This window comes from Rhodanobacter denitrificans (genome assembly GCF_000230695.2).
Taxonomy (GTDB): Bacteria; Pseudomonadota; Gammaproteobacteria; order Xanthomonadales; family Rhodanobacteraceae; genus Rhodanobacter; species Rhodanobacter denitrificans.
Genome location: NC_020541.1, coordinates 977,179 through 1,003,622, shown reverse-complemented (window position 1 = coordinate 1,003,622; position 26,444 = coordinate 977,179). Strand labels below are relative to the sequence as shown.

Here is a 26,444-nt window from a genome sequence, read left to right as displayed (position 1 = left end):
GTTGCGGGCGCGTGAACCTTACGTTATGGTCGAGACCGTGAGCGCCCGCCCGGTCTCGGGCATGGCGTCACAAAAGGACGGCGGAGGAAATCCCGCCAAATACCTGCGCCTGGGGAGGCCGCAGGCATTTCTGCCACACAAAAGGGGAAATTCATGCACCGCAAGCTTCTTGCAGGCGCTATCTGCGCCTCGCTGTCACTGCCGTTGTGGGCAAGCTCCGCGCACGCGCAAAACCAGGCCGACAGTCAAGCCGACCAAGCCACTACACAGGCCAGCCAGCAGGACACCAAGGCCGACAAGAAAGAGGCCACCAAGCTGCAAGGCATCCAGGTAACCGGCTCGCTGCTGCCGCGCGCACAGATCGAAACGGCCACGCCGACCATCCAGATCACCGCCGAACAGATCACCAAGCAAGGCTTCACCACTGTCGCCGAGGCCTTGCAGGCGCTGCCGCAAGCCACCGGCTCGGTGCAGGGCGCGCAGTTCTCCGGCGGCTTCACCCAGGGTGCGCAGACGATCAGCCTGCTCGGCCTCGATCCCGGCTTCACGCTGTTCCTGATCGACGGCAAGCCGATGGCCGACTACCCCCTGCTGTACAACGGCTCGGGCAACTTCGTGGACATCGCCACCATCCCGATGGCGATGGTCGACCACATCGACATCGTGCCGGGCAACCAGTCCGCGATCTACGGCTCCAGCGCGATCGCCGGCGTGGTCAACATCATCCTCAAGCAGCACGTCGAAGGCGTCACCATGAATCTGCGCGGCGGCGGCTTCAGCGAGGGCGGCGGCGGCAGCCAGCGCTTCCAGCTGACCGGTGGCCACGACTGGGAGAAGGCCAAGCTGACCTACAGCGTGGAGCTGCGCAACCAGCGCCCGATCTACCGCTACCAGCGCCGCTGGTTCGACTCCAACAATGACCGCCCCGGCTTGCCGGCCGGCGCATCGCGCCCGGCCCTGGACTACCTGCTGCAGGATCTGTTCCACAGCCAGATCGGCACCGACCGCTTCTTCGTGCCGGGCGGGCAGGCCAGCTGCGACCGCGTCGCTTCCGGCTTCGGCAACACCACGGTATACGCCACCGACGCGGCCGGCCGCGGCCACTTCTGCGGCAGCCCGAACTCGCCGGCCTACTCCACCATCATGAACGGCTCGAAGGCAGGTACCGGCTACCTGAACTTCTCCTACGACATCACGCCGAACACCCAGTTCTACGCGAACGCGCTCTACAACGTGACCAAGTCCGACTACTACGTCGGCTCCAACTACACCTGGTGGGGCTCGGGCGTGGACCTCGGCCCAATCTACGCCAACAATGTCGACAACGGCTCGGCGCTGGACGGCCCCGGCACGTTTGTCTCGACCCAGTACACCATCGACAGCTCGGCCGCCGGCATCGGCAACCTCGCCAACGAGAAAGACCTCAATCGCTCCTACGTGGCCAACATGGGTTTCCGCGGCACGTTCGGCGACTCCGACTGGGGCTACGACGCCTACTACCACCGCTCCGACAACGTGATCACCACCCGCCAGTTGCACCTGGTGGCCAACAAGGTCGACAACTACTTCCTCGGCGACCAGGTGGGCTGGGATCCGGTGTTCAATGCCTACCCGGCATACAACCTGAATCTCGATCGTTTCTACTCGCTCATGTCGCCGGCAACCTATCGCTCGCTGAGCGAACAGATTCGTACGCGTTCGCACACGTACACCCAGGAAGTGACCGGCACGGTTACCAACACCAATCTGTTCGATCTACCCGGCGGCTCCGCCGGCCTCGCCGTACTGCTGCAGTACGGCGACCAGAAGTGGGAGAACCCCACCGACCAGCGCCTGATCGACGGCTACTTCTGGGGACTGACCGGCACCCAGGGCACCGGCAAGCGTGATCGCTACGCCGCCGCCACGGAGTTGAGCCTGCCCATTACCAGTTGGCTGACCGCCAGCACCTCGCTGCGCTACGACACCTACAAGGCCGCCGGCCGCACGGATTCCAAGGTCACCTACAAGGCCGGCCTGGAACTGCGCCCGATCGACACGCTCCTGATCCGCGGCACCTACGCCACCGCTTTCCGTGCTCCGGACATGGCGGGCCTGTTCCAGGGAGAGAGCGGCTTCTACACCAACGTGGTCGATTACTACCGCTGCCGCCTGGCCAACGGCGACAACTTCGACGTCGACACCTGCAGCTACAACAACGAGCAGGTATTCGGCACGCAGGCCGGCAACAAGGACTTGAAGAACATCACCGCCAAGTCGCTGACCGGCGGCATCGTCTGGTCGCCATCGGACAAGTTCAACATCCACGCCGACTACTACCGGATCACCATCAGCGACGAAGTGTCCCAGCGCAGCATCAACGGCATCATGTCGCTGGAGGCGGACTGCCGGATCGGCCATACCGTGGGCGGCTCGCCGGTGGACATCAACTCGCCCCGCTGCGTCGAGGCGCTGGCTCTGGTCGACCGCAACAACCCGTCCAATCCGCTGCAGTCCGGCATCAACAGCGTCCACACCTATCCGATCAATATTTCCAACGAACGGGTTACCGGCATCACCGCCGGCGCCCAGTACCGCTGGGATGCGGGTCAGGCGGGCGACTTCACGTTCGGCGCCGATTACAACGTCACCCTGGACCACACCTATCGCCAGTATCCCGGCGATCCGACCCTCGATCTGCTGACCTACCGCACCTTCCCGCGCGAGTTCAAGCATCGCGAGAGCGCCACCATCAACTGGAGCAAGGGACCGCTGAGCGCGACCTTGTACGGCCTGCGGGAGGGGCCGACGATGAACTTCAAGCAGACGGGTACGGTCGGCCCGCGGATCACCTACAACGCCAGCGTGGCGCTGCAGGTCAACGACGAGGTCAAGGTATCGCTGATCTCCAACAACCTGCTCAACAAGCGGCCGCCGCGCGACAGCACCTACACCTCGTACCCGTACTACGACGGCTTCAACTACAACGGCTACGGTCGCTCGATCTTCGCCGAGCTGGAGTGGAAGATGTTCTAGGCATCGCGACGTGGACCAAGGGGCCGGCATCTTCCGGCCCCTTTTTTTGTGCGGCATCCATCAGGGTCGACCGACGCCCGGCCTGCTCCCGCGGAACGCTGAGCAGTGTGCATGCGACACGCCCGGCAGGTATCAGAGCAGCACCGGCTGATCCGGCAGTTCGTCGCGGCGGGGTCCGCCGTCGCCGGGGAAATGCCGTTCCAGCAAGGCGTTGGCGGCGGCAATGCCGTCGAGACTGCCGGTGCGCCATTGCCCGGCGGCGTAGCTTTCGCGCATGTGGGCGCAGACCGCCGCCCATTCGTGCGCCGCCACCTTCGCCGCGATGCCGCGGTCGGCGACGATCTCGATGCGATGCTCGGCCATCAGCACGTAGAACAACACGCCGCTGTTGTGTTCGGTGTCCCATACGCGCAACTGGGCGAATACCTGGCGCGCGCGGGCCGCGGCGGCGAGGCCCTCCAGCACGGCCAGCGGTGCCAGCCGCGATTCGACCGCGAAACGGATCTCGCCCAGGTGGTGGCGTTCGCCGGCGGCAATCGCCGCGGCCATCTCGTCCAGCAGTGCGGGCGGAAAGCGCCGCGACAGCTGGAACCAGCTACCGCAAAGATTCGCCCACAGTCGCCGCATGCGCGCCATCACCAGCTCCCCGAAGAACCGCCGCCGCCGAAGCTGCCGCCGCCGCCGCTGAAGCCGCCGCCGCCGAAACTTCCACCGCCGCTGCCGCCACCCCAGCCGCCTCCACCGAAGCCGCCCCAGCCACCGCCGCCGATCGAGCGGCCGGCGCCGCCGGGCAGCAGCATCAGCACGCCGCCGACCAGCGCGCCGAGGATGCCGGCGCCCATCGAGATCAGCAGCCACAGCAAGCCGCCGACCAGCACGGCGCCCAGCGGCCCCCTGACCAGCGCCGGAGTGCGGCCGAAGATGCCGCGCAGGAACAGTGCCACGAACACGGCGATCATCAGGCCGCTCTGCAGATCGAGGCCGGGGCGGCCACGCTCGGGAGCGCCTTGCACCGGCGGCGGCAGCGGTTCGCCGTTGATCAGCTGGGTCAATGCACCGACCGCGTCGCTGATGCCGCCGAAGTAATCGTTGCTGCGGAACTTCGGGGCGATGTATTCGCGAATGATCCGCGCGGTGGCCGCATCGGGAATCGCGCCTTCCAGGCCGTAACCCACCTCGATGCGTACATGCCGATCGTCTTTCGCAATCAGCAGCAGCACGCCGTCGTCGGTGCCCTTGCGGCCGACCTTGTTCGCCTCGGCCACTGCCAGCGAATAGCTCTCGATGTCCTGCTCGCCGGTGCTGCCGACCATCAGCACCACCAGTTGCGCGCCCTTGGCCTGTTCCAGCGCCGTCAGCTGCGCGTCGAGCTGGTCGACCTGCTGCGCGCTCAGCGTACCGGTGAGATCGGTGACGTGCCGTACCAGCTTCGGCACGGCAGCGGCCGCGTGCAGCAGCACCGGCAGCAGCAGCGCCAGCAGCAGCCAGCGGCGCGGGAAGCGCCCGGGCATCATCAATGCGTCGCGGCAGGCGCCGGCGCGGTGGTGCCGAAATCCACCTTCGGCGCGGTGGAGATCGCCTGTTCGTTCTCGACCGTGAAGTTCGGCTTGACCTGGTAGCCGAAGATCTTCGCGGTCATGTTGTTCGGGAAGGTGCGGATCATCGCGTTGTATGCCTGCACCGCCTGCACGTAGCGGTTGCGCGCCACGGTGACCCGGTTCTCGGTGCCTTCCAGCTGCGCCTGCAGGTTCTGGAACAGGCCGTCGGCCTTCAGCTGCGGGTAGTTCTCGCTGACCACCATCAGCCGCGACAGCGCACTGCCCAGCTCGCCCTGCGCGGCCTGGAACTGCTTGAGCTTCTGCGGATCGTTCAGCGAATCGGCGTTGACCTGCAGGCTGCCCACCTTCGCGCGCGCCTCGGTGACCTCGGTGAACACCTTCTCTTCGTGCTGGGCGTAGCCCTTGACCGTGTTGACCAGGTTCGGCACCAGGTCGGCGCGGCGCTGGTACTGGTTCAGCACCTCGGACCAGGCCGCCTTGACCGCCTCGTCCTGCTTCTGGATGGCGTTGTAGCCGCAGCCGCCGAGGCCGACGGCGAGCAGCAACAGCACGAGGTTGCGCAGAAGTTTCATGGCATCGCTCCGATCCGGTGGAAGGCCATTCCATCATCCCATGCCGCTTGCCGCAATCGTGTCAGCACGGGGTGAACGCGCGCGCTAACCGAACAGGCGCGGACCGAGGATCAAGCCCCAGCTCAGCACCACCAGCACCAGCAGCACGAACACCGCGGCCGAGCCCATGTCCTTGGCCCGCCCGGCCAGCTCGTTGAACTCCGGGCTGACCTTGTCGACTACCGCCTCGATCGCCGAATTCAGCAGCTCGGCCGACAACACCAGCATCGGCGCCAGGATCAGCACGAATTTCTCCACCCCGCCATGGCCCAGCCACAGGCCGAGCGGGATCAGCACCACCGCCAGGCACGCTTCCAGCCGGAACGAGGCCTCGTGCCGCCAGCCGGCCCGCAGCCCCTTCATCGACCACAGAAACGCGTTCCAGACCTGTTTCGGACCGCGAAAACCTTCGGCGGCCATTAGCGGCGCCGCCGGGCCGACCGCAAGCGCCGCGGCGGTATCAATGCGATGGACATGGACGGCAAGACTCCCTGGAACAGGCCGGTTCGAGCGGCCGATGATGCCACAAGCGCCGGCAGCGGGCGCCCGCCGCAGCTTCGGTGTCTTGCCGCAGTGCAGCTACACCCTGATGGCGAATGGGTTACGCTTCGTCGGTTGTGGTCCGTCCATGGGCCGCATGGCACTGGCGCGTGCCCGCATGCGCCACGGTTCGAATCTCGTACGGAAAATCTATGGCAACCCAGAACCCGCCCGTCTCGCAGACGCGCTCATTCAGCACCGTCTTCCTGATCGAAATGTGGGAGCGCTTCGGCTTCTACGGCATGCAGGTGTTGATGGTCACCTACATGGTGAAGAAGCTCGGCTTTGAAGACAGCAAGGCCAACCTGATCTGGGGCGCCGCCGCGGCGCTGATCTACGCCACGCCGGCGATCGGCGGCTGGGTCGGCGACAAGCTGATCGGCACCCGCCGCACCATGCTGCTCGGCGCCGTGGTGCTGACGCTGGGCTACGCGATGCTGTGGATTCCGACCAACAACGCCTATTTCCTGTACGTCGCGCTCGGCGTGATCATCGTCGGCAACGGCTTCTTCAAGCCGAACGCCGGCAACCTGGTGCGCAAGATCTACGAGGGCGACGACACCAAGATCGACAGCGCGTTCACCATCTACTACATGGCGGTGAACATCGGCTCGACCATCTCGATGCTGCTGACGCCGTGGATCCGCGACTACGTGGGCGCCAAATACGGCGACGCCTGGGGCTGGCATACCGCATTCGGCGTCTGCGCGGTCGGCCTGGTGCTCGGCCTGGTCAACTACACGCTGATGCACCGCACGCTGGCGCACATCGGCTCGCCGGCCGACGACAAGCCAGTCGACGTCAAGCGCCTCGGCACCGTGCTGCTGGCCGCGATCGGCATGGTGTTCGTCTCCGCCTTCATCCTGCAGGACCAGACGGTCGCCCAATGGTGCGTGTACGCCGCCGGCGTGGTGATCCTGGGCATTTTCGTGCACCTGATCCGCAGCAGTGAGCCGCACGAGCGGGCCGGCCTGGTCGCCGCGCTGGTGCTGACCGTGCAGACGATCTTCTTCTTCATCTTCTACCAGCAGATGTCGACCTCGCTGAACCTGTTCGCCCAGCGCAACGTCGACCTCTCGTTCGGCCTGTTCGGCCTGCATCTGTTCAACTGGATTCCCGAGCAGTTCCAGTCGCTCAACGCGATCTGGATCGTGCTGCTGAGCCCGGTGCTGGTGTTCGCCTACAACACCATGGGCAAGGTCGGCAAGAACCCGTCGGTGGCGGCCAAGTTCGCCTGGGGCTTCGCTGCCGTGGCGATCGGCTTCTTCATCTACGGCGTCGGTGCCCGCTTCGCGGTGAACGGCCAGGTTTCGTCGTGGATCATGGTGTGGGGCTACGGCCTGTATTCGCTGGGCGAGCTGCTGGTGTCGGGCCTCGGCCTGGCGATGATCGCGCGCTACGTGCCGGCGCGCATGGGCGGTTTCATGATGGGCGCCTACTACGTGGCCTCGGGCATCTCGCAGTACCTGGGCAGCGTGGTGGCGAACTTCGCCAGCATCCCGACCGACATCAAGGATCCGCTGGTGTCGCTGCCGATCTATACCGCGCTGTTCAACAAGCTCGGCTTCGCCGGCGTGGCCTGCACGGTGATCGCGCTGGCGATGCTGCCGCTGATGAAGAAGCTGTCGAGCAGCCACTCCGACTCCGTCGCCAACAACCCGCTGCCGCCCGTGCGCAGCGAGGAATTCAACACGCCGACGTGAGCCGCCGTGCCCGTCGCGCACGGCGCGGCGGGCACGCCGTTTTCAGCAAGCCCGGAAGATCGCCATGCCGCACCGATCCACCCAACGCATCGGCCTGTTTGCGCTGACGCGCACGCTGGCCTGGCTGCGGATCTGCGCCATCGCCGGCCAGAGCGCCGCCGTGCTGGTGTGCGCCTGGTGGATGCAGCTGGCCATCCCGCTGCTGCCGCTGCTGCTCGGCATCGGCCTGCTCGCGGTGTTCTCGGTGTTCGCCGCGTGGCGGCTGACCCAGCCGTGGCCGCTGCGCGAATGGGAGGCGGTCGGCCACATCGCCTTCGACACGCTGGTGCTGGGCTACCTGCTGTACTTCACCGGCGGCGCCAGCAACCCGTTCATCACCCTGCTGCTGGTGCCGATCGCGCTCAGCGCGGCGGCGCTGCCCGGCCGGGCGGTACTGACGGTGGCCGCGCTGGCCGGCGTCGCCTACGTGAGCCTGCTCTACTCGTACGTGCCGCTGCCGCTGCCGATGGCCGCCGATTCGCCCAGCCGGTTCACGCTGCACGTGGTCGGCATGGGCGTGAACTTCGTGATCATGGCGCTGCTGCTGAGTTTCTTCATCAGCCGACTGGCGCATGTCCTGCGCCTGCAGCAGCTCGAAGTGCAGCGCGTGCGCGAACGCGCGCTGCGCGACGAGGGCATCCTGGCCATCGCCACCCAGGCCGCCGGTGCGGCGCACGAGCTCAACACGCCGCTGTCCACCATGCGCACCCTGCTGCCCGAACTGCGCCGCGAGCATGCCGACGACGAGACGCTGGCCGAGGACCTGGCGCTGCTGGAGAGCCAGGTCGACCGCTGCCGCACGATCCTTCGCGAGATGGTCGCCTTCGGTAAAGCGCAGCTGTCGCAAGAGCCGGAACGGCTCACGGTGGCGGTGTTCATCCACGGCTGCCTGGAGCGCTTCCAGTTGCTGCGGCCGGAAGCCGAAGTGACCCTGCCGCTGGACGAGGACGTCGCCCGGATCGTGCTGCGGACCCCGCCAGGCCTGCGTCACGCGCTGCTCAACCTGCTCAACAACGCCGCCGACGCTTCGGCCATCAACCATTCCAACGCGGTGGCGCTGCACGTCTCGCGCGACGGCGACTGGCTGCAGCTGAGCGTGCGCGACCATGGCCCCGGCTTCGACACCGAAGGCGAGCTGACCCTGCTTGGCTACTCGCAGAAGCAGACCGGGCTGGGCATCGGCCTGGCCCTGGCCGAAGCCACGGCCGAGCGGCTCAACGGCGAGCTGATTGCCAGCAATACCGCGCGCGGCGCCGAGGTCTGTCTGCGCCTGCCACTGGCGGTGATCGCCGAGAGATAACCTGCCGGACGTGCAAGTGCCGCCGCTTCCGGCAAGAATGGGCGCCTGATCCACTTCCAGGAAACACCGCCGATGACCGAGTTGCCTCATGCCGCCACGGCCCGCCCGCTGCTGCTGGTGGACGACGACACCACCTTCCTGCGCGTGCTGGCGCGCGCGCTCGGCTCGCGCGGCTTCGAAGTCATCACCGCCAGCAACTTCGAGGAGGCGCGGGCGCTGACGCGGCGGCACAGCCCGCGCTACTGCGTGCTCGACTTGAAGTTGGGCGAGGAGAACGGCCTGCGCCTGATTCCCGAGCTGCACACTCTGGTGCCGGACCTCCGCGTGCTGCTGCTGACCGGCTACGCCTCGATCGCCACCGCGGTGGAGGCGATCAAGCGCGGCGCCCACGACTATCTGGCCAAGCCGGTCGACGCCGACGCCGTGGTGCGCGCCCTGCTCGACGGCGACAACGAGAGCGACAGCGACGGCGACCTGCCGGACGCGCCCGAACAGCCGCTGGCGCTGCGCCGGCTGGAATGGGAGCACATCCAGCGCGTGCTGACCGAATGCGACGGCAACATCTCCGAGACCGCCCGCCGCCTCGGCATGCACCGCCGCACCCTGCAGCGCAAGCTGAGCAAGCACCCGGTACGCGAACGCCCCGACCGGGAAGACTAGACCGCATTCGCAGGAGCGCGCCGGGCACCTTTCGCCGTGCCCATGCATCCCATCGCCGCCCTCGCTGCGACAACGCGCCATCTGTCGCGCGCACGGCAGCGGACTATCCTTGCAACCCTAGACCCCCATCCAGAGTGTCGTCTTGAACACCCTACCCCTCGGCCTTTGTGCAGTCGCACTCGCCGTGTCCGCCAGCTCGCTGCTGGCCGCCGATGAACCCGCCCCCGCCACCACCCTCGCCCCGATCTCGGTACACGCCAGCGACACCATGGTGATGGAAACGCCCAGCGTGCAGGTCCGCCTAAAACGGGAAAAGCTGCAGCAGCAGAACCTCACCGAAAGCGCCGACGCACTCAAGTACGCACCGAACATGATGGTGCGCAAGCGCTACATCGGCGATCCGAACGCGGTGATCAGCGGCCGCAACGCCGGCACCCTGCAGAGCGCGCGCAGCCTGGTCTATGCCGACGGCTTGCTGCTCTCCAACCTGATGACCAACGGCTGGGACGGCGCGCCGCGCTGGGGCATGGTGGCGCCCGAGGAAATCGGCGCCGTCGACATCCTCTATGGACCGTATTCCGCGCTGTACCCGGGCAACTCGCTGGGCAGCACCGTGCTGGTCCACACCGTGCTGCCGCAGCAGCTGACGGCCAGCGTGAGCACCCAGTTCTTCAGCCAGGATTACCGCGACGCGTACGGCGCCGGCGGCCACTACAACGGCCATCAGGCTGCCGCCACGCTGGGCGACAAACAGGGGCGCTTCAGCTGGCTGCTGGAATTCAGCCGGCTCGACAGCCATGGCCAGCCGATGCAATACGCCACCGCGAAGGCCGGCGGCAATGCGGCCGCGGCGGTGCCGGTCAGCGGCGCCGTACCGGACCGCAACCCGAACGGCTCGCCGCGGCTGGTGTACGGCGCCAACAGCATCGAGCACACGGTGCAGGACCAGGCGAAGCTGAAGGTCGGCGTGGACATCAACGAACAGGTTGCCGCGCTGTTCACCGTAGGCTGGTGGCACAATCGCGCCGAGGATCGCACCCGCAGCCTGATCCGCGATGCTGCCGGCCACCCGGTCACCGGCGGCGCGATCAGCGCGGCCGGACAGACCTGGACCCTGCCGGTCAGCGGCCTGGCGCCCTCCTCGGCCAGCGACACCCACCTGCTGTACGGCGTCGAGTTGAACGGCCACCTCGACAACGGCTGGCGCTGGACCGCGGTGGCCAGCCACTACGACTTCCTGCGCTCGCAGGCGGCCACCGCCAACCTGGCCGAACCCGGCGTGCCCACGGGCGGGCCCGGCACGATCGCCGACAAGGCCGGTTCCGGCTGGGACACGCTGGACCTGCGCAGTTCCGGACCGCTCGGCGAGCGCCACATGCTGTACGCCGGCGCGCATGGCGACCGCTACGTGCTGGACAGCCGCGTGCGCAGCGCCAGCGACTGGCGCGGCGATGCCGACGGTGCGCAGGTCAGCGCGTTCGCCGGCCGCACGCAGACCCGCGCACTGTACCTGCAGGACGTGTGGAGCTTCGCCGACGCCTGGGCGCTGACCGTGGGCGGCCGGCTGGAGCAATGGCGCGCCTACGGCGGCCTGCGCGCGAATGCGGTCAACGCCGTGCATTACGCCGATCGCCGGCGTACCGACTTCTCGCCCAAGGCGGCGCTGAGCTGGGACCTCGCCGACGGCTGGGAGCTGCGCCTGGCCCACGGCAAGGCGGTGCGCTACCCGACCGTGACCGAAATGTTCCAGGGCAGCCTGTCGGCCAACGCGATCGTCAACAACAACCCCGCGCTGAAGCCCGAGACCGACGAGTCCACCGACCTCACCCTGACCCGCCACCTGGCGCACGGCCACTGGCGCGTCTCGCTGTACCAGGACCGCATCGCCGATTCGCTGTACTCGCAGACCGACATCACCGTCACCCCCACCGTCACCAGCGTGCAGAACATCGACAGGATGCGCAGCCGCGGCATCGAGGGCGAGCTTGCCCTCACCGACCTCTGGCTGGATGGCCTCGACCTGCAGGCCAGCCTCGCCTTCAACCATGCGAAGACGCTGCAGGACCGCCAGTACCCGCTGGCCAACGGCAAGACCTTCCCGCGCATTCCGAAAGTCCGCGCCAGCGTGTTCGCCGACTACCGCTTCGCGCCGCAGTGGGATGCCTCGCTTGGCATCCGCCACTCCGGCCGCCAGTACGGCACGCTGGACAACAGCGACTACGTGGACGGCTACGGCGCGGTGAGCCGCTTCACCGTGGCCGACGCGAAGCTGCGCTGGACGTTCGCGCCGGGCTGGACCGCCGCGCTCGGCGTCGACAACCTCACCAACGAGCAGTACTGGGTCTACCATCCCTACGCCGGCCGTACCTGGTTCGGCGAGCTGCGCTGGGAGCTGTGAGGAACCACCATGCGTTACCTGCTGATCGCCCTGTTCTGCCTGCTGTCGCCCGCGCTGTTCGCGCACGACGGCATGCGCATGGAGATGCCGAAAGGCCCCGAGCTGGGCGCCAGCGCCGCGTTCGACAGCCACGGCCGGCTGTGGCTGGTGGACGCGGCCGACGGCCACGTGCGGCTGCGCCATTCCGACGACGACGGCCGCACGCTGAGCGCGCCGGTCGAGGTGAACGCCGCGGCCGAGCGCATCTACGCCGAAGGCGAGAACCGCCCGAAGCTCGCGTTCGGCCCGCACGACGAAATCTACGTAAGCTGGTCGCAACCGCGCGCCGCGCCGTGGACCGGCTTCGTGCGCTTCGCCCGCTCGCCGGATCGCGGCGAACACTTCAGCGAACCGCTGACCGTGCACCGCGACCGTGCCGAGATCACCCACCGCTTCGATGCGCTGGCGGTGGACGGCAAGGGCCGCCTCGTGATCGCCTGGATCGACAAGCGCGACCTGCTCGCCGCCACCGCCGCCGGCAAACCGTACCTGGGCGCCGCGATCTACTACAGCTGGTCGGACGATGGCGGCAAGAGCTTCGTGCCCGAGCGCAAGCTCGTCGACCAGAGCTGCGAATGCTGCCGCATCGCGCTGGCACGCACGCCCACTGGCGAAGTCGCCGCGTTCTTCCGCAGCATCTATGGCGACAACATCCGCGACCACGCCTATGCCGTGTTGCGCACGGACGGCCAGACCAGCCAGACCGCCCGTGCCACCTTCAGCGACTGGCAGATCGCCGGCTGCCCGCACCATGGCCCTGGCCTGGCGATCGGCGCCGACGGCATCCGCCACGCCGTGTGGTACGAAGCCAAGGGCCAGCCCACGATCTGGTACGGACAGCTCGATCCCGGCCACGCGCCGGAGCATCCGCTGGCGATCGCCGGCGCCGGTGCCGGCCACGCGGACGTGGCCGTGCACGGCCGCATCGTGTGGGTGGCCTGGAACCAGGTAAGTGCGGACGGCTATGCGCTGATGCTGCGCCGCTCGTCCGACAACGGCGCGCACTTCGACGCGCCCCGCGAAATTGCCCGCAGCAGCGGCGCGGCAGGCTCGCCGCAGCTGCTGCTGAAACAGGGCCGCGCGTTCGTGGCGTGGAACACCGCCACCAGTTTCCGCCTCGTCGAGCTGCCGCAATGAAACGCCTGCTGCTCGCCTTCGCCCTGTGGTTGCCGGCGCTGGCCAGCGCCGGCTCGCTGCAGCCGCTGGCCGCCGCCGACGTTCCCGTGCTGCTGCAGCCGCCGGCGCGCGGCGCGCGCATCCTCGCGCTGTGGTCGCTCGACTGCGCCTACTGCGAGCCGAACCTCGAGGCGCTGGCCAGGGTTCAACGCGCCGATCCTGGCAACATCGAACTGGTCACCGTGACGACGGACAGCATCGAGCTGCGCCAGACGATCGAGGCACGCTTGCGCAGCATGAAAATGGACGGCTATCCCGCGCGCGCCTACGCCGAAGCCTCGCCCGAACGCACCAACTTCCTGCTCGACCCGCACTGGGGCGGCGAGACGCCGCGCATGCTGGTGATCCGCGCCGACGGCAGCCGCCGCGGCCTCAGCGGCGCGCTGACACCCGCGCAGCTGCGCAAGCTTCCGTAGGAGCCCGCTTGCGGGCGATGCCTTCCCGAATCCCGAAAGAGCATCGCCCGCAAGCGGGCTCCTACGGCAACAGCGGCGGTGGTGCGACCTACGGCTGCGCGACGCTGTCGGCCGGCGCCGGCAACTCCGCGGTGCCGTCGTCCTCGTCGCCGTAGAGCGCCACGTGCGGCACGCCGTCGGCGCCGATCCAGCCGCGGTACATGCCGTCGGTGTTGAACGGGATCGAGATGTGGCCTTGCGCATCCAGCGCGATCGCGCCGCCGTTGCCGCCCATCGAGGGGATTTCCTGGTTGATCACCTCGGCGGCGGCGCGCTTCAGCGGCACGCGCATCTGGGTGACCTTCATGCAGATCTGGTGCGCGGCCACCGTGCGGATGTAGAACTCGCCCCAGCCGGTGCCGGACACGGCGCAGCCGCTGTTGGCGTAGGTTCCGGCGCCGATGATCGGCGAGTCGCCGATGCGGCCCCAGCGCTTGTCGGTCATCCCGCCGGTGGAGGTGCCGGCAGCGAGGCGGCCCTGCGCGTCCAGTGCCACCGCGCCGACCGTGCCGAAGTGCTTGGCCGTCTCGACGTCCGCGTGCGGCTGCTTCGCGGCGTCCTCCTTCAACGCCTTTTGCAACTGCTGCCAGCGCGCTTCGGTGCGGAAGTACGACGAATCGACCAGGGCGATGCCGTGCTCCTTCGCGAAGGCTTCGGCGCCCGTGCCGGACAGCATCACGTGCGGCGACTGCTCCATCACCGCGCGCGCCAGCAGGATCGGGTTCTTCACGTGTTCGACCCCGGCCACCGCGCCGGCACGCAGCGTGTTGCCGTCCATGATCGCCGCGTCCAGCTCGTTGCTGCCGTCATGGGTGAACACCGCGCCCTTGCCGGCGTTGAAGTTCGGATCGTCCTCCAGCACGGTGATCGCCGCGGCCACCGCGTCCAGCGCGCTGCCGCCCGCCTTGAGCCGGGCGTAGCCATCCTGCAGCGCGTGGGCCATCGCCGTGCGCACCGCCTGCTCCTGCGCCGGCGTCATGTCGCGCTTGATCACGCCGGCGCCGCCATGGATCACCAGCACGGGTGAAACGGCGGCGTGGCTCATGCCGGTGATTCCGAGGGTGGCCAGGGCAAGGAACAGATGGTGCGGTCTCACGTGGGCGTTCTCCCGGACAACGGCATGAGTATACCGGGACGCGGTTGGTCACCTGGGCGTGAAGCGCACCCGCTCGCCATCCAGCACCAGCTTCATGCCGGCAAGGTCGGCCACCCGTTGCATCGCCGTGCCCGCAGGCATGTCGTTGAACGACAACGTGACCGGAGCATGGCCCAGCGCCTCCGGGTTGGCGAGCGTCCAGCCCGCCTTCGCCGCTATCGATTCCGCCACGGCACGCGCCGTGCTGTTCGTGACGTGCCCGGTGACCTTGACCGGGGAAGCTTCGGCAACCGCCCGTGCGGGGCAGCCAGCCTGCGGCGTGACGTCGATGACATACGCATGCTTGCCGTCGCCCCCCGTACCGGCGGCGTGCAATTTATGACCAAGCGCGCCAAGCAGCTGGCTATGCGCAAGCGGCGACTCACCTGTATTGCCCACGGCAAGGTCGATACGCACCTGCCGATCGCCGGCGGGCACGGTGGTCGCTTCCACCCTCAGGGTCCCCACGCTTGCCATCGCTGCCTTGCCCGGCGCCATGCACAGCGCCAGGGCCACATTTTCCGCATGACGCTCGTGACCAGCGTCGGTTGAAAGTTCGACTTGCATGTCCAACTGATACTCCTGACCCCGGACCTTCCAGGTCGCATGGTCTGCCCGGACTTTCCACGCCGGGCGCTCTCCTTGCGGCGCACTGGCGGCATAGACCGAGCCGGCCACCACGATGGCGACGGCAATGCCGGCGATCATTCCGGTGTTCCGACGCCAACGGTTCGGTGAAGGCAGTTTCAACATGGCAATACGCTCCGTGAGTGGATGGCGAGGGGACCACGTGCACCCCACCGGCAGCGCGAACGCAGCCGACTGGGTCTTCAACATCGCATTCGCATAGCTGCGCCGTTGTACGCCGTGCTCGCGCAGCACGGCGGCGTCGCAGGCCAGTTCCTGGTCGTGACGCAGCGCGGCCAGTGCCCACCATGCCAACGGGTGGAACCAGAACAGCGCAGCAAGGACTCGCGCGAGCAGGCACCACCAGCCGTCGCCGCGGCGCGCATGGGCGGTCTCGTGGGCCAGGATCAACGCGCGTTCGCCAGCGTCGTAGCGCTGCTCGAAATCCGCCGGCAGCACGATGCGCGCGTGCCAGGCGCCGATCAGGGCGGGACCGACATCCGCACCGGGCGCACGCAGCACTGGCCAGCGCGACTGCGCATCGACAACGCTCGTGGCGCCACACAGCCGCATGCGGTAACGCGCCTGCGCGAGAACGGCTTGCAACAGGCTGGCCATGCTGCCCAACAGCCACAGCAGCATGGTCCACACGCGCCAGTCGGTCGCACTCGGTCCAGCGGCGTACACCGGCAACGCGGTCGCTGCCGAGGTGATCGCAACCACCACCGGCGACAACATCACGGCCGGTGCTGCTGTCGCATGCGGCAGCTGGCTGGCCAGCAGCGCCAGCGGCGGTAGCAGCCACAGCTGGAACGCGCGCTCGGCGCCGAACAGACGGCGGCATGGCCGGCGCAGCGCGGCCGCCATCAGCGCGGCGGCGGTGAAGGCGAGGATCAGCAGCCAGCCGCGTCCGAGCCAGTCGATTCCGGTCAGCTCAACACTGCTCATCGTCGAGCTCCTTGAGCAGCTTGCGCAGTTCGGCGATGTCCTTTTTCGACAGCTTGCGCTGCTCGGAGAAGTGCGCCACCAGCGGCGCCACGCGGCCGCCGAACAGGCGGTCGAGCAGGCCCTTGCTCTCCTGCTGCACGTACTGCTCGCGCGTCAGCAGCGGCGTGTAGAGGTAACGGCGACCGTCGCGCTCGGCATGCACGGCCTTCTTCCGGAGCAGGCGGTTGAGCAGGGACTTCACCGTGCCTTCCTGCCAGCGCTGTGTCGGACCGACTTCGGCCAGGATCTCCTCGGCCGTGCGCGGCGCCTCGCGCCACAGCACGTCCATCACCACCGCCTCGGCTTCGCTGATCGCCATGGGTCACCGTTTACACGTGTAAGTGATTGTAATGTTTACACGCGTAAATGATGCCGTCAAGCCCGGACAGGCGGTCGCACTGGCGGGCTTGCGACCTTGGTACAAGGCCGGCTCGGGCCAAACCGTCGTATCCTTGGCAGCTGACTCTCCCTGAGGAAGGCACAGCGATGAACAAGGTTTATCCGAGCGCGGCGCAAGCCCTTGACGGCCTGCTGGGCGACGGCATGACGATCGCCGCCGGCGGCTTCGGCCTGTGCGGTATCCCCGAGAACCTGATCGGCGCGCTGCTGGAAGCCGGCACCAAGGGCCTGACCATCGTCGGCAACAACGCCGGCGTGGACGACTTCGGCATGGGCCCGCTCTTGAAGACGCACCAGGTCAAGCGCGTGTACGCCTCCTACGTCGGCGAGAACAAGGAGTTCGAGCGCCAGGTGCTGGCCGGCGAACTCGAATTGCACCTGACCCCGCAGGGCACGTTGGCCGAGAAGCTGCGCGCCGGCGGCGCCGGCATTCCCGGCTTCTACACGCGTACCGCGTTCGGCACCAAGCTGGCCGAGGGCAAGGAAACCAAGGTCTTCAACGGCAAGGAATACGTGCTGGAGGAATCCATCACCGCCGACTTGTCGATCGTCAAGGCCTGGAAGGGCGATGCGCACGGCAACCTGGTGTTCCGCGAAACCGCGCGCAACTTCAACCCGATGATCGCCACCTGCGGCAAGGTCTGCGTGGCCGAGGTGGAGCACCTGGTGCCAGTGGGCGAGCTGGACCCGAACAACATCCACGTGCCGGGCATCTACGTCGACCGCATCGTGCAGGGCGCGAAGTACGAGAAGCGCATCGAGTTCCGCACCATCGCCGGCGTGGCCGGCGGCAAGGAAAGCCCGATCCGCGTGGCGATGGCCAGGCGCGCCGCGAAGGAACTGCGCGACGGCTTCTACGTGAACCTCGGCATCGGCATCCCGACCATGGTGGCGAACTACATCCCCGATGGGGTCAGCGTCACCCTGCAGTCGGAAAACGGCCTGCTCGGCATCGGCCCGTTCCCGACCGAAGACCAGCTCGATCCCGATCTGATCAACGCCGGCAAACAGACCATCACCACGTTGCCCGGCTCCAGCTTCTTCTCCAGCGCGGAGTCGTTCGCGATGATCCGCGGCGGCCACATCGACCTGTCGATTCTCGGCGGGCTGGAAGTGTCCTGCACCGGCGACCTGGCCAACTGGATGGTGCCGGGCAAGATGGTCAAGGGTCCGGGCGGCGCGATGGATCTGGTCAGCGGCGTCAAGCGCGTGGTGGTGCTGATGGAGCATACCGCGAAGGACGGCTCGCCGAAGATCAAGAGCCAGTGCGACCTGCCGCTCACCGGCAAGCAGGTGGTGGACCTGATCATCACCGACCTGTGCGTGTTCTCCGTGGAGAAAGGCAAGGGTCTGACCCTGATCGAGCTCAACGACGGCGTGACGCTGGACGAAGTGAAGGCGAAGACCGGCTGCACCTTCGCGGTGGCGCTGCCGACCGGTTGACGCCGGTGCAGTAGCGCACCCGGCGCACAAGCTGCGCTCCTACGATTCGCTGAAACTCCGCTCCGGCACGTCGGCCGGCAGCGGATGCGGGAAGCGGATGCGGGCGATGTTTTCCTGACCCTGGCCCGCCTGCAGCTCCAGTGGCCAGGCGAAGCGTTCGCTGATGCGCTGCGCTATGGCCAGTTCGAAGCCGTGCCGGTCGGCACCCCGGGCGCGAACCGGGTAGCCGCTGCCGGGCGCCTGCGAAGTGATCCGGTTACGCACGCTGATGCTGCCGGGCAGCACGCTGACCACCACGCTGCCCTGCTCGGTCTGCTGGCAGGCATTGCGGATCAACTGCCAGCACAACACCGAGAATGCCTGCGGCGAACCTTGCAGCGCGAAGCGCGCCGGCTCCTCCAGCAGCAGTTCGATCGGCCGACCGACCAGCAGCTCGCGGGCGAAGTCCAGCTCCCTGTGCAACGCGTCGTTGACGACGAAGCACTGCTCGTCGGCAGCGCTGCCCGTCTCGCGCGCGAGGATCAGCAGCGCATCCACCAGGACCTCCATCTCGCGGGTGGCGCGCTTGATCCGGCGCACCGAGCGCAGGCCGAATTCGCTGAGGCCTTCCTCCTCGGCCAGCATGTCCACCGACATCTTGATCACCGTGAGCGGACTGCGCAGCTCATGGCTGGCGTCGCGGGTGAAATTGCGCTCGCGCTGGTTGTAGCTGGCCAGGCGCGTGGCGAAACCGTGCAGCCCCCGCGCCAGCGACGCCACGTCGGCATCGGCATGGGCGGACAATTGCTCCAGGTGCAGCGACTCCGGATCCAGCAACTGGCCATCCCAACGGCTCACCACCCGGGCCAGCGCACGCACCGGACGCCATTCGCGCCGCATGGCAAGCCAGGCCAGCGCGGTGGTGAGCACGATCACCGCGATCACCACCGCGGTGTGCGCCACGTTGTAGATGCCCAGGACGCAGACGATCGCCACGATCAGGAACTGCAGGGCAAACACCCACGCGATGCGCCGGCGGAAAGCCCCCACACGAAACGTGATTGCGTTGACCCTGCTATCCATTACCTGCGTGCGCCCACCTGTATGCGCCGTGTCGATATCAGGCCGTCTGGGGCGAAGAGGCCACTTCCGACTCAAGATCCGCAAGACGATAACCCGCCGAGTGGATCGTGTGTAGCAAAGGCCGCGCGAAAGGTTTGTCGATGACCCGGCGCAGGTTGTACAGGTGCGAACGCAAGGTGTCCGAATCGGGCAGTGTGTCGCCCCAGATCTCGCGCTCGATGTCGCGCCGGCTGACCACCCGCGGCGACTCGCGCATCAGGATCGCCAGCAGCTTCAGGCCGATCGGCGACACGGTCAGTTCCTGGCCGTCGCGGGTCAGCCGCAGCGTGGCGGTGTCCAGCGTCATGTCGCCGACGCTGAGCACCTCGGTGGACACCTGGCGGCGGTCGCGGCGGATCAGCGCACGCAGCCGCGCCTCCAGCTCGCGCACCTCGAACGGTTTGACCAGGTAGTCGTCGGCGCCGGCCTCCAGCCCGATCAGCTTGTCCTCCAGCGTGTCGCGGGCGGTCAGCATCAGCACCGGGGTGGCCTTCTTGGCCTCGCGGCGCAGCTTGCGGCAGACCTCCAGCCCGTCCAGGCCCGGCAGCATCAGATCCAGCACCAGCACGTCATAGCTGTTGGACACCGCCAGGTGCAGCCCGCTCACGCCGTCGGCGGCGTAATCCACCGAGTAGCCGCGCCGCTCCAGGAATTCGCCGACCATCTCGGCGATCTGGCGGTTGTCCTCGACCAGCAGGATCAGGCCCGCCTGTTCGTCATGTACCGTCATTGTCCTTACCTCCGTGCCTTCACATACGTGAAGAGCTAACCGGTGCGCAAGTGACGGCCGCGTGAAAACGGCGCCGGTGGTTCAGAACCGATTCGGTTTCAGCGCAGCAGCGGCCGCAGCGGTTTCCACACAGTATCCAGCACCCGCGGCTGGGCGGCAGCCACCGGATGCAGGCCGTCGGCCTGCATCAGCGCCGGATCGAGCGCCACGCCTTCGAGCAGGAACGGCACCAGCGCGACGTGGCGGCTTTGCGCCAGCTCCGCATAGACCGCACGCAGCCCGTCGCGGTAGCGCGGGCCGTAGTTCACCGGCAGCTCGATACCGACCAGCAGCACGCGCACCTTCGCTTTTTGCGCCGCCACGACCATCGCGTCCAGATTGTCGCGCAGCGCCGGCAGCGGCAGGCCGCGCAGGCCATCGTTGGCGCCCAGCTCCAGCACCAGCACGGCCGGCCGGTACGTCGCCAGCAGCGCCGGCAGGCGGTGGCGCCCGCTCAGCGAGGTCTCGCCGCTGATGCTGGCATTGATCGCGCGCCACTTCGGTACCATCTGGTTGAGACGCGCATCCAGCAGATGCACCCAGCCGGCCTCGACCGGGATGTTGTGCGCGGCGGACAACGAATCACCCAGCACCAGCACGGTTTTCGGCGCCGCCGCCTGGGCGCTGCCGATGCCGCACAGAAAAACCAGCCACCACAGGCATTGACGCATGAGTGATTCTTCCCGGCCGCTTCTTGAAGCCCGCGATGTTAGCAAGTCGGTCAACGGTCCCGAGGGGAGGCTGGAAATCCTCAGCCAGGTCAGCCTGCAGGTGCAGCCGGGCGAGAGCTTCGCCATCGTCGGCGCCTCCGGTTCCGGCAAGACCACCCTGCTCGGCCTGCTGGCCGGGCTGGACACGCCGGACGGCGGCAGCATCGCGCTGGACGGCCATGCGTTGCAGCAGTTGGACGAGGAGGCCCGCGCCGACCTGCGCCGGCGCCTGGTCGGCTTCGTGTTCCAGTCGTTCCACCTGCTGCCCGCGCTCACCGCCGAGGAGAACGTGATGCTGCCGCTGGAACTGGAGGGCAGCAGCGATGCGCGCCAGCGCGCCCGCGCCGCGCTCGACGCGGTGGGCCTGGGCGCGCGGCGGCGGCATTATCCGGCCCAGTTGTCCGGCGGCGAGCAGCAGCGCGTGGCGATCGCCCGTGCGTTCGTGCACCGCCCGCGCGTGCTGTTCGCCGACGAACCCACCGGCAACCTCGACCAGCGCACCGGCCACCACGTCTGCGACCTGCTGTTCGCACTGAACCGCGACCACCACACCACCCTGGTGCTGGTCACCCACGACGCGGCCCTGGCCGCGCGTTGCGACCGCCGGATCGAGCTGGAGGAAGGCCGCGTCGTCTCGACCGGCACGGACGTGCCGGCATGAAGATGCTGCTGCTTGCCCTGCGCAGCCTGCGTCGCGAATGGCATCTGCCGGAACTGCGCACGCTGGCCGCCTCGCTGGTGCTGGCGGTGGTCGCGCTGGGCGTGGTCGCCACGCTGGCGACGCGGATCGAGCGCGGCATGCTGGCCAGCGCCGCCGAACTGATCGGCGGCGACATCGGCGTGTCGGCGCCGCAGGCCCTGCCGCCGGTATTCGCCGAGCGCGCGCGTCGTAACGGCCTGCAGCTCGCCCGCACCGCCAGCTTTCCCAGCGTGGCGTTCGCCTATGAGCAGACCCAGTTGCTCGACGTGCAGGCGGTCGATGCGCACTATCCGCTGCGCGGCAAGCTGGAGCTGCGCGACGCCGCCGGCCGCACGCGCAACGGCCACGCCCCAGCCGCGGGCGAGGTCTATCTCGACCACCGTGCCCTGGTGGCGCTGGGCCTCCAGGTCGGCCAGCCGCTGCAACTCGGCGGCCGCGAGCTGACCATCGCCGCCGAACTGCTGCGCCAGCCCGACGGCGGCGAGCTGCTGGCGCTGGCGCCGCGCGCGTTGATGAGTCTGGCCGACGCCGAGCAGGCCGGCCTGCTCGGCACCGGCAGCCGTGCCCGCCACCGCCTGCTGCTGGCCGGCGCGCCGGCCGCGGTGCAGACCTGGCGCGACTGGGCGCAGGCGGCCGCGCTGCCGCAGGGCGCCGAACTGATCACGCCGGAGCAGACCCAGGAGCGCATGCGCACGTCGTTCGATCGCGCCGGCGCATTCCTGCGCCTCACCGCCCTGCTGTCGGCCTTGCTCGCCGGCATCGCGATCGCGCTGTCCGCGCAGCGCTACGCGCGGCGCAAGACCGCCGAAGTGGCGCTGCTGCGTGCGCTGGGCACGCCGCGCCGGCGCGTGCTGGGCCTGCTGCTGGGCACGCTGGGCGCACTCGCCGTGCCGGCGACGGCACTTGGCATGCTGCTCGCGCTGGGTTTGTCGCAGCTGGCCTGGCTGCTGGCCAGCCAGTTGTTCGGCAACGTACCGACCGTGCTGCCGCTGGCGCCGTCGTTCGCCGCCGCCGCGATGGGCATTGCCGTGCTGGTCGGCTTTGCGCTGCCGCCGCTGGCGCGGCTGGCCGAGGTCGCCCCTGTTGCCGTATTTCGCCAGAGCATGCAGCGGCGGGTGCGGCGTTTCGATGCGCTGTACCTGATCCCCGCGCTGGTGGCGCTGGGCCTGATCTGGAGCCAGAGCAGCTCGCTCACCCTGGCCGGCATCCTCGCCGCCAGTCTGCTCGGCGTGGCGCTGATCGCGGCGCTGCTGGCCGGAGCGCTGCTGTGGCTGGCCCGGCGCATTGCACCGGGCGCGCACCCGGCATTGCGGCTGGGCCTGGCCGCGCTGGCGCGGCGACCCGCGCTGAGCGTGATCCAGGCCACCGCGCTCAGCCTGGGCCTGTGCGCGCTGCTGTTGCTGGCAATCGTGGCGCCGGCGCTGCTGCAGGGCTGGCGCCAGGAGCTGCCGGCGGATACGCCGAACTGGTTCGCGCTGAACCTGCAGGACGACCAGCGCGCTGGTTTCACGCAGGCGCTGGTGACCGTCGGCGGCGACCAGCTCAACATGCTGCCGCTGGCGGTGGGCAAACTCACCGCAATCAACGGCCGCCCGATCGACCAGCTCGCCTTCGCCGACGAACGCGCGAAGGATTGGACCGACCGTCAGCTGCGGTTGTCGTGGGCCGATGCCTTGCCGCCGTCGAATCAGGTGATCGCCGGTCAGTGGCACGGCGCGCAGCCGGCGCAGGCCGAGGTCTCGATCGACACCATGTGGCGCGACATGTTCGCGCTGAAGATCGGCGACACGCTGCGCTTCGACGTGGGCGAAGGCCGCATCGATGCGAAGGTCAGCAGCGTGCGCAAGGTCGACTGGAGTTCGTTCCGGGTCAACTTCTTCCTGCTGCTCGACCCGGCCCACGCCAGCGAGCTGCCGCATACCTGGCTGGCCAGCTTCCACCTGCCGCGCGGGCATGCAACCGGACTGGCGCAACTGTCGCGCGACTACAGCAACCTCAGCCTGGTCGACGTCGACTCGCTGCTCGACCGCGTGCGCGAGATCGTCGATCGCGTGGGCAATGCGGTGCGCTGGATCCTCGGCTTCAGCCTGCTCGCCGGCGCGCTGGTGCTGGCCGCCGCGCTGGCCGCCAGCGCCGCCGAACGCCGCCACGAAGCCGCGCTGCTGCGCACGTTGGGCGCACGCCGCGCGCAGCTGCGCGTGGCCGCCGCCTGCGAGTTCGCCCTGCTCGGCCTGGTCGCCGGCCTCACCGCCGCACTCGGCGCCGCCGGCGCCGGCGTGTGGCTGGGCCAGGCGGTGTTCCACATCGAGCACTTCGTGCCGCCGCTGTGGCCACTGGTCGGCGGTGCCGTCGGCGCCGGACTGGTGGTGATGCTGCTGGGCCTGGCCGGCACCCGCAAGGTCAGCCGCACGCCGCCGATGCGGTTGTTGCGCGAGGGCTGAGCCGGCATCGAAGGACGGGCTGATAAAGTACGTCGACGCCCCACCGGACTTCCCGATGATTGCAAGCCGCACACGACAGCGCCTCAAGGAGGAATGGCTGCTGTGGTTGTTCGCGGCGCTGGCGATCGCGCTGGCGGTGCTCGATCCGCAACCGCTGGCGAGCTACCGGCGCTGGCTGCAGTTGCCCACCCTGGCCGGCATGATGGGCCTGCTGATCGCGATCCAGGGCATCCGCGACAGCGGCCTGGTGCAGCACGCGGCGGTGGCCATGGTGGCACGCGCGCATTCGCTGCGCGGCCTGGGCCTGTTGCTGGTGTCCGCGACGGCGCTGCTGTCGATGGTGCTGACCAACGACGTGAGCCTGTTCCTGATCGTGCCGCTGACCCTGGCGATCGGCGCCGTCTCGAACCTGCCGGTGCTGCGCATGGTGGTGCTGGAGGCGCTGGCGGTGAACGCGGGTTCCACCCTGAGCCCGATCGGCAACCCGCAGAACCTGCTGCTGTGGCAGCACTCGCAACTGCCGTTCCTGCATTTCGCGGCAGCCATGCTGCCGGCTGCGGCGGTGATGTTCGTGCTGGTGGCGGCGTTCACACTGCTGTGGCTGCCGCGCGATCGCGTGGCGTTGAGCCCGGAACGGATCGACGGCGTGGTGGCTTCAAACCGTCTCGGCACGTGCTCGATGGCCGCGCTGCTCGGCATGGTGCTGCTGATGGAATACGGCCAGGCTCCGCTGGGCGCGCTGCTGTTGCTGGCGCTGTTCGCGCTGCTGGCGCGATCGAGCCTGGCGCGGATCGACTGGCTGCTGCTGCTCACCTTCGCCGCGATCTTCCTGGGCCTGGGCCACTTCGCGAACTTGCCGCTGGTGCACCAGGCGCTGGACCGGCTCGACTTCGGCCAGCCGCTGACGCTGTATGCCAGCGGCATCGTCGCCTCGCAGCTGATCAGCAACGTGCCGGCGACGGTGCTGCTGCTCGAACGCACGCCCGACGCGATCGCGCTGGCGGTGGCGGTGAACGTGGGCGGCTTCGGCGTGGCGATCGGTTCGCTGGCGAACCTGATCGCGCTGCGCCTGGCGAAGCAGCCGCATGGCCTGCGGCTGCTGCACCTGGTGTCGATCCCGTTCCTGCTGGTGTGCGCGCCGCTGGTGTATCTGGCCTGGCGCTGGCTGGGTTGACGGCTGCGCTCAATCGTCGTCATGCGGCACGCTGACCTTGCCCTTCACACCGGAGTGGTTGACGTCGCCGCTGCCCTTGGCGCCGAGGCTGAAATCGCCGCCGACGTCGTTCACCACGAGATCGCCGGAGCCCAGCGTATCGGCGCGCACGCTGCCGCCGACGTGGCGCAGCGTGACGTCGCCGGAACCGATGCTGCCGATGCGGGCGTCGCCCTTGATGCCATCCGCCTTGAAGTCGCCGGAGCCCACCGAGCCCAGCTCCAGGCTGCCGACGTCGGTGGCGTCGACGTCGCCCGAACCCACGCTGGTGCCGAACTTGCCGGATACCTGGCGCACGTGCAGGTCGCCCGAACCCACGCTGGTCTGCAGTTGCTGCACGCCGCCGACGTCGGCGTCGCCGGAGCCCACGCGCACGGTGACCGGCAGGTTCGCCGGCAGTTGCACGGTGACCTCGAGACTCGAATAGTTACTGCCGCCGAACAGGCTGAAATTGAAACTGCCGGTGTCGCCGATGTCGATCAGCAACTGGTCGCCTTCACGCCGCTGGGTCACCTGCAGCTTGTCCAGCGCCGCCTGCTCGGAGGCACAGGCGCGGCCGGTGAGGGTGAGGCCCCTGGCGCTGGCGCTGCCGGTCAGGTGCAGGTCCTGGCTGTGCACGTCGATCTGCACGCTGCGCACGCCGGCAAGGTCGAGCTGCAGGTTGCGTGGTGCTTCGTACTTGCACGGGTTGGCGGCAAACGCGGCGAACGGGGCGAGCAGCAGGGCTGCGGTAAAAAGACGGCGCATGGAACTCTCCTTGGGGTGGTCGACCCAGCTGGGATGCAGCCGGCGGCAGAAAGGTTGCAAGCATGACGGCATGCATGAACCGGCCAGTCAACGTGCCGGCATCGGCCGCGTTTTCCAGTTTACCTACCGAGGAGACCGCCATGCACCGCAAAACCCTGCTTGCTTCCGCGCTGGCCGTGCTGATCGCCGGATCGAGCGCGCTCGTCATGGCCCAGCAAACGCCACCCCCACCGTCGCCGGCACCCTCCGCGATGGCCGGCAAGGACCTGCGCGCGCATCACAGCGACCGTGACCACGGCATGCGCATGCACCGCTTCGACCATCAGCGCAACGGCGTGATCGGCGACCTGCACGGCCTGGAGCGGCTGTACATGCAGGCCGGCCGCAGCAAGGAGATGGCGTCGATCTACAACGACGTGCTGGCCAGGTCGCAGGATCCGCGCGTGCGCGACTACGTCTACCAGCGCCTGGCCCGCCTGCAGGCGCAGCCGGCCAACGTCGACCAGGCGATCGCCACGCTGCGCAAGGGGCTGGACGAAAACCTGGCCAACGAGGCGAAGAGGCGTGCCGAGCGTGAGAAGATGCGCGCCGCCTGGCAGCAGCGCGCTGGCGAGGCGGCGCCGCCGGCGAAGTAAGTTCGATCGCCAGAGCCACGACGACGCGGTGACCCCGGCCAC

General features: G+C 68.4%; 23 protein-coding genes and 1 pseudogene. 13 read left to right on the top strand and 11 right to left on the bottom strand.

Annotation, left to right across the window (positions count from 1 at the left end):
- The first annotated feature begins 153 nt into the window (after positions 1 to 153).
- A complete protein-coding gene (locus R2APBS1_RS04380) occupies positions 154 to 3,015 on the top strand; it encodes a TonB-dependent receptor domain-containing protein (protein ID WP_015447026.1) in 2,862 nt (953 codons plus the stop codon).
- Between the two features lie 132 nt (positions 3,016 to 3,147).
- Here the strand turns inward: R2APBS1_RS04380 and R2APBS1_RS04375 are convergent, their stop codons facing one another.
- The 4 genes from R2APBS1_RS04375 to R2APBS1_RS04360 form a co-directional block, all read right to left on the bottom strand.
- Positions 3,148 to 3,651 (bottom strand): TPM domain-containing protein, encoded by a 504-nt coding sequence (locus tag R2APBS1_RS04375; protein WP_015447025.1) that lies wholly within the window; start codon positions 3,649 to 3,651, stop codon positions 3,148 to 3,150.
- Entirely contained in the window at positions 3,651 to 4,529 is an 879-nt protein-coding gene (locus R2APBS1_RS04370) for a TPM domain-containing protein (RefSeq protein WP_015447024.1), read from the bottom strand. Before R2APBS1_RS04370 ends, R2APBS1_RS04375 begins: the two co-directional genes overlap by 1 nt.
- Positions 4,529 to 5,146: a LemA family protein gene (locus R2APBS1_RS04365; RefSeq protein WP_015447023.1), complete on the bottom strand. Its 618-nt coding sequence runs from the start codon at positions 5,144 to 5,146 to the stop codon at positions 4,529 to 4,531. Before R2APBS1_RS04365 ends, R2APBS1_RS04370 begins: the two co-directional genes overlap by 1 nt.
- Before the next feature lie 84 nt (positions 5,147 to 5,230).
- Complete coding sequence (locus tag R2APBS1_RS04360; protein ID WP_007506988.1) at positions 5,231 to 5,605, bottom strand: diacylglycerol kinase; 375 nt, start codon at positions 5,603 to 5,605, stop codon at positions 5,231 to 5,233.
- Positions 5,606 to 5,877: 272 nt separating this feature from the next.
- Here R2APBS1_RS04360 and R2APBS1_RS04355 point away from each other — a divergent pair, with 272 nt between their 5' ends.
- From R2APBS1_RS04355 to R2APBS1_RS04330, 6 genes are all read left to right on the top strand, one after another.
- Entirely contained in the window at positions 5,878 to 7,428 is a 1,551-nt protein-coding gene (locus R2APBS1_RS04355) for a peptide MFS transporter (protein ID WP_007506989.1), read from the top strand.
- Between the two features lie 64 nt (positions 7,429 to 7,492).
- On the top strand, positions 7,493 to 8,767 hold the full coding sequence (locus tag R2APBS1_RS04350) for an ATP-binding protein (RefSeq protein WP_015447022.1): 1,275 nt from the start codon (positions 7,493 to 7,495) through the stop codon (positions 8,765 to 8,767).
- 72 nt (positions 8,768 to 8,839) lie between these two features.
- A complete protein-coding gene (locus R2APBS1_RS04345) occupies positions 8,840 to 9,427 on the top strand; it encodes a response regulator transcription factor (protein ID WP_007506991.1) in 588 nt (195 codons plus the stop codon).
- Between the two features lie 142 nt (positions 9,428 to 9,569).
- Entirely contained in the window at positions 9,570 to 11,825 is a 2,256-nt protein-coding gene (locus R2APBS1_RS04340; protein ID WP_015447021.1) for a TonB-dependent receptor, read from the top strand.
- A gap of 9 nt (positions 11,826 to 11,834) precedes the next feature.
- Positions 11,835 to 13,001, top strand: a complete 1,167-nt coding sequence (locus R2APBS1_RS04335; RefSeq protein WP_015447020.1) for a sialidase family protein — start codon at positions 11,835 to 11,837, stop codon at positions 12,999 to 13,001.
- Positions 12,998 to 13,456, top strand: coding sequence for a hypothetical protein (locus tag R2APBS1_RS04330; protein WP_015447019.1), 459 nt, complete (start codon positions 12,998 to 13,000; stop codon positions 13,454 to 13,456). Before R2APBS1_RS04335 ends, R2APBS1_RS04330 begins: the two co-directional genes overlap by 4 nt.
- A gap of 88 nt (positions 13,457 to 13,544) precedes the next feature.
- Here the strand turns inward: R2APBS1_RS04330 and R2APBS1_RS04325 are convergent, their stop codons facing one another.
- The 3 genes from R2APBS1_RS04325 to R2APBS1_RS04315 all read right to left on the bottom strand — a co-directional run bounded on the left by R2APBS1_RS04325 (position 13,545) and on the right by R2APBS1_RS04315 (position 16,563).
- Positions 13,545 to 14,540: an isoaspartyl peptidase/L-asparaginase family protein gene (locus tag R2APBS1_RS04325; protein WP_041676669.1), complete on the bottom strand. Its 996-nt coding sequence runs from the start codon at positions 14,538 to 14,540 to the stop codon at positions 13,545 to 13,547.
- Positions 14,541 to 14,639: 99 nt separating this feature from the next.
- Positions 14,640 to 16,124: a M56 family metallopeptidase gene (locus R2APBS1_RS04320; RefSeq protein ID WP_244868506.1), complete on the bottom strand. Its 1,485-nt coding sequence runs from the start codon at positions 16,122 to 16,124 to the stop codon at positions 14,640 to 14,642.
- Positions 16,125 to 16,191: 67 nt separating this feature from the next.
- Positions 16,192 to 16,563, bottom strand: a complete 372-nt coding sequence (locus R2APBS1_RS04315; protein WP_007506997.1) for a BlaI/MecI/CopY family transcriptional regulator — start codon at positions 16,561 to 16,563, stop codon at positions 16,192 to 16,194.
- 47 nt (positions 16,564 to 16,610) lie between these two features.
- On the opposite strand from R2APBS1_RS04315, the pseudogene R2APBS1_RS20480 reads away from it, so the two are divergent.
- Positions 16,611 to 17,318, top strand: a pseudogene (locus R2APBS1_RS20480) (CoA transferase subunit A); the annotation flags it as partial.
- Positions 17,319 to 17,459: 141 nt separating this feature from the next.
- Positions 17,460 to 18,086: a 3-oxoacid CoA-transferase subunit B gene (locus R2APBS1_RS20475; RefSeq protein WP_236127024.1), complete on the top strand. Its 627-nt coding sequence runs from the start codon at positions 17,460 to 17,462 to the stop codon at positions 18,084 to 18,086.
- 39 nt (positions 18,087 to 18,125) lie between these two features.
- Here R2APBS1_RS20475 and R2APBS1_RS04305 read toward each other — a convergent pair whose 3' ends face one another.
- The 3 genes from R2APBS1_RS04305 to R2APBS1_RS04295 form a co-directional block, all read right to left on the bottom strand.
- The gene (locus R2APBS1_RS04305; protein ID WP_015447015.1) at positions 18,126 to 19,148 is read right to left on the bottom strand and encodes a sensor histidine kinase; all 1,023 of its coding nucleotides are present in this window, start codon (positions 19,146 to 19,148) and stop codon (positions 18,126 to 18,128) included.
- Positions 19,149 to 19,185: 37 nt separating this feature from the next.
- Complete coding sequence (locus R2APBS1_RS04300; RefSeq protein WP_007507003.1) at positions 19,186 to 19,917, bottom strand: response regulator transcription factor; 732 nt, start codon at positions 19,915 to 19,917, stop codon at positions 19,186 to 19,188.
- Between the two features lie 98 nt (positions 19,918 to 20,015).
- Positions 20,016 to 20,627 carry an arylesterase gene (locus tag R2APBS1_RS04295; protein WP_027490773.1) on the bottom strand — a complete coding sequence of 204 codons (612 nt, stop codon included), beginning with the start codon at positions 20,625 to 20,627 and terminating at the stop codon, positions 20,016 to 20,018.
- Here R2APBS1_RS04295 and R2APBS1_RS04290 point away from each other — a divergent pair.
- From R2APBS1_RS04290 to R2APBS1_RS04280, 3 genes are read left to right on the top strand one after another with little or no spacing between them, the layout of a single operon-like run.
- On the top strand, positions 20,626 to 21,327 hold the full coding sequence (locus R2APBS1_RS04290) for an ABC transporter ATP-binding protein (RefSeq protein ID WP_015447013.1): 702 nt from the start codon (positions 20,626 to 20,628) through the stop codon (positions 21,325 to 21,327). The two genes, R2APBS1_RS04295 and R2APBS1_RS04290, sit on opposite strands and share 2 nt — an antisense overlap.
- On the top strand, positions 21,324 to 23,807 hold the full coding sequence (locus tag R2APBS1_RS04285; protein ID WP_015447012.1) for an ABC transporter permease: 2,484 nt from the start codon (positions 21,324 to 21,326) through the stop codon (positions 23,805 to 23,807). Before R2APBS1_RS04290 ends, R2APBS1_RS04285 begins: the two co-directional genes overlap by 4 nt.
- Before the next feature lie 55 nt (positions 23,808 to 23,862).
- The gene (locus R2APBS1_RS04280) at positions 23,863 to 24,981 is read left to right on the top strand and encodes an SLC13 family permease (RefSeq protein ID WP_015447011.1); all 1,119 of its coding nucleotides are present in this window, start codon (positions 23,863 to 23,865) and stop codon (positions 24,979 to 24,981) included.
- A gap of 9 nt (positions 24,982 to 24,990) precedes the next feature.
- Here R2APBS1_RS04280 and R2APBS1_RS04275 read toward each other — a convergent pair whose 3' ends face one another.
- Complete coding sequence (locus R2APBS1_RS04275) at positions 24,991 to 25,767, bottom strand: DUF4097 family beta strand repeat-containing protein (protein ID WP_015447010.1); 777 nt, start codon at positions 25,765 to 25,767, stop codon at positions 24,991 to 24,993.
- 140 nt (positions 25,768 to 25,907) lie between these two features.
- On the opposite strand from R2APBS1_RS04275, the gene R2APBS1_RS04270 reads away from it, so the two are divergent.
- Entirely contained in the window at positions 25,908 to 26,402 is a 495-nt protein-coding gene (locus R2APBS1_RS04270) for a YfgM family protein (RefSeq protein ID WP_015447009.1), read from the top strand.
- Positions 26,403 to 26,444: the final 42 nt, after the last annotated feature.

Coding starts and splice junctions, on each gene's coding strand:
- R2APBS1_RS04350 (WP_015447022.1), top strand. CDS start 7,493: ATGCCGCACCGATCCACCCAACGCATCGGCCTGTTTGCGCTGACGCGC.
- R2APBS1_RS04370 (WP_015447024.1), bottom strand. CDS start 4,529: ATGATGCCCGGGCGCTTCCCGCGCCGCTGGCTGCTGCTGGCGCTGCTG.
- R2APBS1_RS04335 (WP_015447020.1), top strand. CDS start 11,835: ATGCGTTACCTGCTGATCGCCCTGTTCTGCCTGCTGTCGCCCGCGCTG.
- R2APBS1_RS04275 (WP_015447010.1), bottom strand. CDS start 25,767: ATGCGCCGTCTTTTTACCGCAGCCCTGCTGCTCGCCCCGTTCGCCGCG.
- R2APBS1_RS04360 (WP_007506988.1), bottom strand. CDS start 5,605: ATGGCCGCCGAAGGTTTTCGCGGTCCGAAACAGGTCTGGAACGCGTTT.
- R2APBS1_RS04305 (WP_015447015.1), bottom strand. CDS start 19,148: ATGGATAGCAGGGTCAACGCAATCACGTTTCGTGTGGGGGCTTTCCGC.
- R2APBS1_RS04320 (WP_244868506.1), bottom strand. CDS start 16,124: ATGGCGGCCGCGCTGCGCCGGCCATGCCGCCGTCTGTTCGGCGCCGAG.
- R2APBS1_RS04290 (WP_015447013.1), top strand. CDS start 20,626: ATGAGTGATTCTTCCCGGCCGCTTCTTGAAGCCCGCGATGTTAGCAAG.
- R2APBS1_RS04325 (WP_041676669.1), bottom strand. CDS start 14,540: ATGAGCCACGCCGCCGTTTCACCCGTGCTGGTGATCCATGGCGGCGCC.
- R2APBS1_RS04345 (WP_007506991.1), top strand. CDS start 8,840: ATGACCGAGTTGCCTCATGCCGCCACGGCCCGCCCGCTGCTGCTGGTG.
- R2APBS1_RS04300 (WP_007507003.1), bottom strand. CDS start 19,917: ATGACGGTACATGACGAACAGGCGGGCCTGATCCTGCTGGTCGAGGAC.
- R2APBS1_RS04315 (WP_007506997.1), bottom strand. CDS start 16,563: ATGGCGATCAGCGAAGCCGAGGCGGTGGTGATGGACGTGCTGTGGCGC.
- R2APBS1_RS04270 (WP_015447009.1), top strand. CDS start 25,908: ATGCACCGCAAAACCCTGCTTGCTTCCGCGCTGGCCGTGCTGATCGCC.
- R2APBS1_RS04375 (WP_015447025.1), bottom strand. CDS start 3,651: ATGGCGCGCATGCGGCGACTGTGGGCGAATCTTTGCGGTAGCTGGTTC.
- R2APBS1_RS20475 (WP_236127024.1), top strand. CDS start 17,460: ATGGCCAGGCGCGCCGCGAAGGAACTGCGCGACGGCTTCTACGTGAAC.
- R2APBS1_RS04295 (WP_027490773.1), bottom strand. CDS start 20,627: ATGCGTCAATGCCTGTGGTGGCTGGTTTTTCTGTGCGGCATCGGCAGC.
- R2APBS1_RS04365 (WP_015447023.1), bottom strand. CDS start 5,146: ATGAAACTTCTGCGCAACCTCGTGCTGTTGCTGCTCGCCGTCGGCCTC.
- R2APBS1_RS04280 (WP_015447011.1), top strand. CDS start 23,863: ATGATTGCAAGCCGCACACGACAGCGCCTCAAGGAGGAATGGCTGCTG.
- R2APBS1_RS04285 (WP_015447012.1), top strand. CDS start 21,324: ATGAAGATGCTGCTGCTTGCCCTGCGCAGCCTGCGTCGCGAATGGCAT.
- R2APBS1_RS04330 (WP_015447019.1), top strand. CDS start 12,998: ATGAAACGCCTGCTGCTCGCCTTCGCCCTGTGGTTGCCGGCGCTGGCC.
- R2APBS1_RS04380 (WP_015447026.1), top strand. CDS start 154: ATGCACCGCAAGCTTCTTGCAGGCGCTATCTGCGCCTCGCTGTCACTG.
- R2APBS1_RS04355 (WP_007506989.1), top strand. CDS start 5,878: ATGGCAACCCAGAACCCGCCCGTCTCGCAGACGCGCTCATTCAGCACC.